At 59.0% G+C, this 5288-nt stretch carries 5 protein-coding genes; all 5 read right to left on the bottom strand.

All coding sequences use genetic code 11. From position 1 onward, the window contains the following. Positions 1–112: 112 nt before the first annotated feature. Positions 113–1126: an ArsA family ATPase gene (locus IBX51_RS14150; RefSeq protein ID WP_291831942.1), complete on the bottom strand. Its 1014-nt coding sequence runs from the start codon at positions 1124–1126 to the stop codon at positions 113–115. A gap of 30 nt (positions 1127–1156) precedes the next feature. Further along, positions 1157–1438, bottom strand: a complete 282-nt coding sequence (locus IBX51_RS14145) for a cory-CC-star protein (RefSeq protein WP_291831941.1) — start codon at positions 1436–1438, stop codon at positions 1157–1159. 75 nt (positions 1439–1513) lie between these two features. Beyond that, positions 1514–3193, bottom strand: a complete 1680-nt coding sequence (locus IBX51_RS14140) for a carbon starvation protein A (RefSeq protein WP_291831940.1) — start codon at positions 3191–3193, stop codon at positions 1514–1516. Positions 3194–3309: 116 nt separating this feature from the next. Continuing rightward, a complete protein-coding gene (locus IBX51_RS14135) occupies positions 3310–4665 on the bottom strand; it encodes a PhoH family protein (protein ID WP_291831943.1) in 1356 nt (451 codons plus the stop codon). A gap of 54 nt (positions 4666–4719) precedes the next feature. Beyond that, entirely contained in the window at positions 4720–5211 is a 492-nt protein-coding gene (locus IBX51_RS14130; protein ID WP_291831939.1) for a CBS domain-containing protein, read from the bottom strand. Between the last annotated feature and the right edge of the window lie 77 nt (positions 5212–5288).

Here is a 5288-nt window from a genome sequence, read left to right as displayed (position 1 = left end):
CCTTCTACCGGGCCTTCCACCGTTGGACGGGTATGCCCCCGGCGCGCTGGCGCCGCAGCGTAAACCGCCCGGCGGCCGCCGGCGATCGGCACGCCTGAGGGCGGCAAGGCCGTCAGGTGCCCGCCGACAGCAAATGGTCGCCCAGTTGCACGAGGGCCTCAATGCCCTGGACGTCGTCTTCAAACAGGGGCACGCGCATGGTGGCGAGGCCTGCCAGACGGTGCTGGATATCTTCCAGATGGCGCTGCTGGCGCTCGCGTCTGGCGGCCCAGAAGGCACTGTCTTCGAGGTCCGGTAGTACCCGGTTGATGATGGCGCCCGCGACGGGAATGTGGGACAGCCGCAGTGATTCCACCGCCCGCTCGGTTTCCAGAATGGGCAGCTTCTCTGGTGTCAGCACAAAAAGGAAGGCGCTGTGGCTGGCATCGGCCAGGAGCCTGCGCGTGCGCTGGAACAGGCGCTGGCGCGCCAGCAGGGTTTCGGTGAGTTCGCGACTGCGATCGTCCAGACCTTCCAGGGAATTGTCGTGGGGATCTTTCATCGGGTTATCAACGCTGCGGCCGGGTGTCAGGTGGGCCAGCGCTTTGCCGAGCTTCTCCGATCGCTTGTTGTGCTTGAGCAGGCCATCGGTCCAGGCTGCCATGACTTCTGGCAGGCTCAGCAGCCGCAGGGTGTGGCCGGTGGGGGCGGTGTCGAACACCAGCAGATCGTAGCGTTGCTCACTCTCTTCAATCAGTCTTGCCATACGCTCGAGAATGGCAGCTTCCTGGGCGCCAGGGGATTGACTGCTCAGCCGTAACTGGCGCTGCAGTTCGTTGACCTGATCCGGCCCTGCGTACTTGCGCATTTGCTGGAAAACGCGTTCCAGGTAGGCGTCCACTTCGGTGTCCGGGTCTAGCTCGAGGGCGTCCAGATCGGGATAGACTCGGGTAATCTGCCCGCCAATGGGTCGGCTCAGCGCATCCGCCAGGCTGTGGGCGGGGTCCGTGGAGACCAGTAACACGCGCTTGCCGGCCCGGGCTGCGGCAAAGGCAATGGCCGAGGCCAGCGTGGTTTTGCCAACACCGCCTTTACCGCCCACCATCAGCAGGCGCTTTTCGGCAATCAGTTCGGAAAGGTTGAGCATTAAGGCCTCCGGGAGGTGGTCAGGAACGGATCAGCAGCAGCGGAAATTGTCCAGAGGCGAGCGTTCCATTCCGGCGCGCAGGTGCCAGTCGTGAAAACGCTCCAGCAAAAGTGGCTGCAGTTCCAGGCAGTACCAGCTGGCGGGATTAGGAATGCCCATCATCTCGCCGAAGACCAGCAGCATGAACAAGTCGTCTTCGTCACGTTTGGCACGGGCAATCGCGGCTCGGTAGGGCGCGTTGTAATACTGGGTGCCGGCTTCGCTTGCCTTGCTGTACCAGTATTTGAGTTTGGCAAAGGTTGTGTTGGCCATGGCAGGTACCAGTTACCGGGTTGCCTCCCCATCGGGACCAGCCCGATGGGGAGTGCTCCGATGGGAGGGGTCAGATCAGGTTGGGTTTTCGGCCTGATATTCACGCTTCACGCGCTTGAAGGCAGAAATGCATTCCAGAGTCACCAGGATAGCGGCGACCAGAACCACCAGATCGAGGGTCAGCAGGAACCACTCTCCGTTCTGGTAGAACCCCTGCAGCTGGGTCAGCAGTGCGAACAGCGTCATCACCAGCAGGAAGGTCAGCGGGATGATGACCACCGCGGTTGGTCGGCCCCGGCGCACCAGCATCACCGCGATCACCAGCAGGGTCAGCCCGGCCAGCAGCTGGTTTGTGGTTCCGAACAGCGGCCAGATCAGCAGGCCGCCAGCGCCATCGGCGCCGCCAGCACCGAACGCCAGTGCCAGGCAGGCAACCACCGACAGCAGGGTGGCCGGAAGCGGCTTGGCCATCCACTTGATGTTATAGATCTCGCCCCATTCCTGGAAAATGTAACGCTGCAGGCGCAGCCCGGTGTCCATGGTGGTGCCGGCAAACAGGGCTGCCATCACGGTGAGCATGGTGGCGGCAACCGCCACATCAAGACCGGTGCCAGCGCTCAGGATGTTGGCGCCACCGTTCACAAAGGCAAGCACACCACCCTGGCCGAAGCTGTGGTAAACCGCCTGCCAGTCGGCCAGCGTGGCGAAGCCGGCGGTTGCCGCAATGATGGCGGCCAGAGCCAGAGCGCCCTCACCGGTGGAGCCGAAATAACCGACAAAGCGGGCATCGGTTTCCTTGTTCAGCTGTTTGGAGGTGGTTCCGGAGGCCACCAGGCCATGGAAGCCGGAAATGGCACCACAGGCGATGGTGACAAACAGTAGCGGAATCATTGAGGGCGTGCCTGCCGGTAGATCGGTGTTGAACATAGGCGCGACCACCATGGGATTGGCGATAAGCACCGCGCCATAGAGTGCAATCAGACCAACAAACAGCTGCAGACCGTTGATGTAATCACGGGGTTGCAGCAGCACCCAGACGGGCAACAGTGAAGCAATCGCAGCGTAAGCAAACAGAATCAGAATCCAGAGGGCGTTCGAGCTTACACCGGCGGTGGATTCCGGCAGGGTAACGGGTACTGATGGACCAATAAAAATCAGGGCATAGAGCGCCACCAGACCAATCAGCGACACCAGTGGCAAGCTCATTTTTGCCCGGTAAATCAGCTGGCCGATGACCAGTGCCACGGCGATGGCGCCCCATACCGGGACCACCGCGGACGGGTTGTTGATCAGCAGTCGTGCGATAACAACGCCGAATACCGCGTTGACCATCAGCAGCACCAGGAAGATCACGATGGAAAACAGGGCCCTGGCGCGCTTGCCCACGACTTCCCCGGTCAGGGTGCCGACAGATTTGGCACGATTGCGCACGCTGGCCCAGATGGCGCCAAAATCGTGCACACCCGCAAAGAAGATGGTGCCGAGCGTGACCCAGAGGAACGCGGGCAACCAGCCCCAGATGACGGCAATGGCCGGGCCAACGATGGGCGCCGCACCGGCGACAGACGTGAAGTGGTGGCCCCAGAGCACAAATTTGTTGGTGGGAACAAAGTCCACACCATCTTCAAATTCGTGGGCAGGGGTTACGAACTTTTCTTCGAGTTTGTAAATGACCAGCGCCAGGAAGCGAGAATAGATGAAAAAGCCGAGGGCCATGCCCCCCAGACCAAGCAACAGCAATACGATTGAACTCATAAAGTTCACCTGTGTTGTAATTGTTTGCAGGAATCTTGTTTCTTTGGCCGTCCTTGCGCTTTTGCATTGTAATGCAGAAAATGGGTTGCCGGCGAGTTTCCTTACCCGCTGTACGACTAAAGATTGGCCTCGGCGAACTCCGCCAGCACCGACCGGGGCACCCCTTGCAGGTGGATGTGGCCGCCGTGCCGGAAGCCTTTGAAGCGCTCGGTCATGTAGGTTAGTCCTGAGCTCAGCGGACTCAGATACGGAGTATCAATCTGCGCCAGGTTACCCAGGCAGATGACTTTGGAGCCATTGCCTGCGCGGGTAATGATGGTTTTGATCTGGTGCGGGGTCAGGTTCTGGGACTCGTCAATAATGATCAGGCTGTGCTGAAAACTGCGGCCCCGGATGTAGTTCATGGACTTGAAGTGCAGCGGTACCTTACTCAGGATGTAGTCGACACTGGCAGTCATGTTTTCATCGTCTTCGTGCAGGGCTTCCAGGTTGTCCACGATGGCGCCCAGCCAGGGTTCCATCTTTTCTGCTTCGGTACCGGGCAGAAAACCGATGTCTTCATCCAGCCCCTGGGTGGAGCGGGTGGCAATGATGCGTTTGTAAAGCTTGCTGGCGACGGTCATTTCAATGCAGGCAGCCAGTGCCAGAATGGTTTTGCCGGAGCCGGCCGAACCGGTCAGGTTGACCAGGTGAATGTCCGGGTCCAGCAGCAGGTTGAGGGCCATGGCCTGGTAGATATCCCGCGGCACCAGGCCCCAGACTTCCTCGTTCAGTAAATCGTGCTGGTGCAGATCCTTGATCACCAGCCGGTCGTCGGAAATGTCCACCACCTGGCCGATAAAGCCCTGCTCATCGATCACGAATTCGTTGATGTTGAGCTTGGCCAGTTCGCCTTCGCGCTTGAGCAGGTGTTCGGTGATCCCCTCGCGCTGGACCGTTTCCACTTTGGCGATGGTGTCCCAGAACGAGTTCGGGAATTCTTTATAGCCTTTGGGGAGCAGGTCGATGTCATCCAGCAGCTGATCGTTGTGATAGTCCTGGGCTTCTACGCCAAAGCCTCGGGCTTTCAAACGCATGTTGATGTCTTTACTGACCAGAATGATGTCGCGGGCTTTGTGGCGTTCCTGAAGCGCGGCCAGAGTGTTGATGATTTTGTTGTCGTTCAGGTGTTCGGGCAGGGAGTGATTGCCGTTGCGCTCGGTGCTCATGATGATGGACAGCGAGCCCAGCGGTGCCGCCTTTTTGCCACGCAGAATGGGCACGCCTTTTTCGATGTCTTTCGGGCTGGCATCACCGAGCAGTTTGTCGATGTTGCGGATGGCCTGGCGACAGTCGGCAGCAACGCTCTGTTTACCGGATTTCAGGCCGTCGAGCTCTTCGAGGACGGTCATCGGAATAATAACGTCGTGTTCTTCAAAATTCAGGAGGGCATTCGGGTCATGAATCAGGACGTTCGTGTCGAGGACGTACATCTTTCGGCGAGCTTGCGGTGCTCTTGGCATAAGTAGGGCTACCTCTCTGGTGGCTCAGTCGTTCTCAGCGCAGCGCTGTGTCAGTTCCCGGTCGGAAATCAGTTTCAGCATATCGTAAGTCGTTACAATGCCGGTAACTTTTGAATCTTTGGTTACGAAGATCCGATGCAGGTGCTCGCGCATCATAATATTGGCAATGTCACGTACCGGGGTGTCTTCATCGACTGAGAGTACGATGGGGGTCATGATATCGCGCACTTCTACCGGTACTTTGCCCATCTCTTCGAAGATCACCATGCGCAGCCGCCGGGCCTCTTCCTGTTCTTCCAGGGTCAGTTTCGGCTGGTCACCCGTGCGGCTGGCATTCCAGCGGAACTCTGTGATGTCTTTAAGGGTGGCAATACCGATGATGTCGCCGTTGTCGTCGGTGACCGGACTGCCGGTGATTTCGTTATCCGTGAGAAAGCGCGCAAGGCGGTCCATGGTCCAGTGGTGGGGAACCGCCTTGACGGTCGGGGTCATGATTTCATGGGCGAGAACGCTCATTGGCAGGCATCTTCCATTTGCAGTCCTTTTCACGAAGCTTAGCCGTTCCCTGGCTCGCCGTCATCCCCGATCAATAG

Origin of the sequence: Marinobacter sp. (genome assembly GCF_014859525.1) — a bacterium.
GTDB lineage: Bacteria > Pseudomonadota > Gammaproteobacteria > Pseudomonadales > Oleiphilaceae > Marinobacter.
The sequence above is the reverse complement of the archived record's forward strand: the minus strand, read 5'-3'. Positions and strand labels throughout refer to the sequence as shown.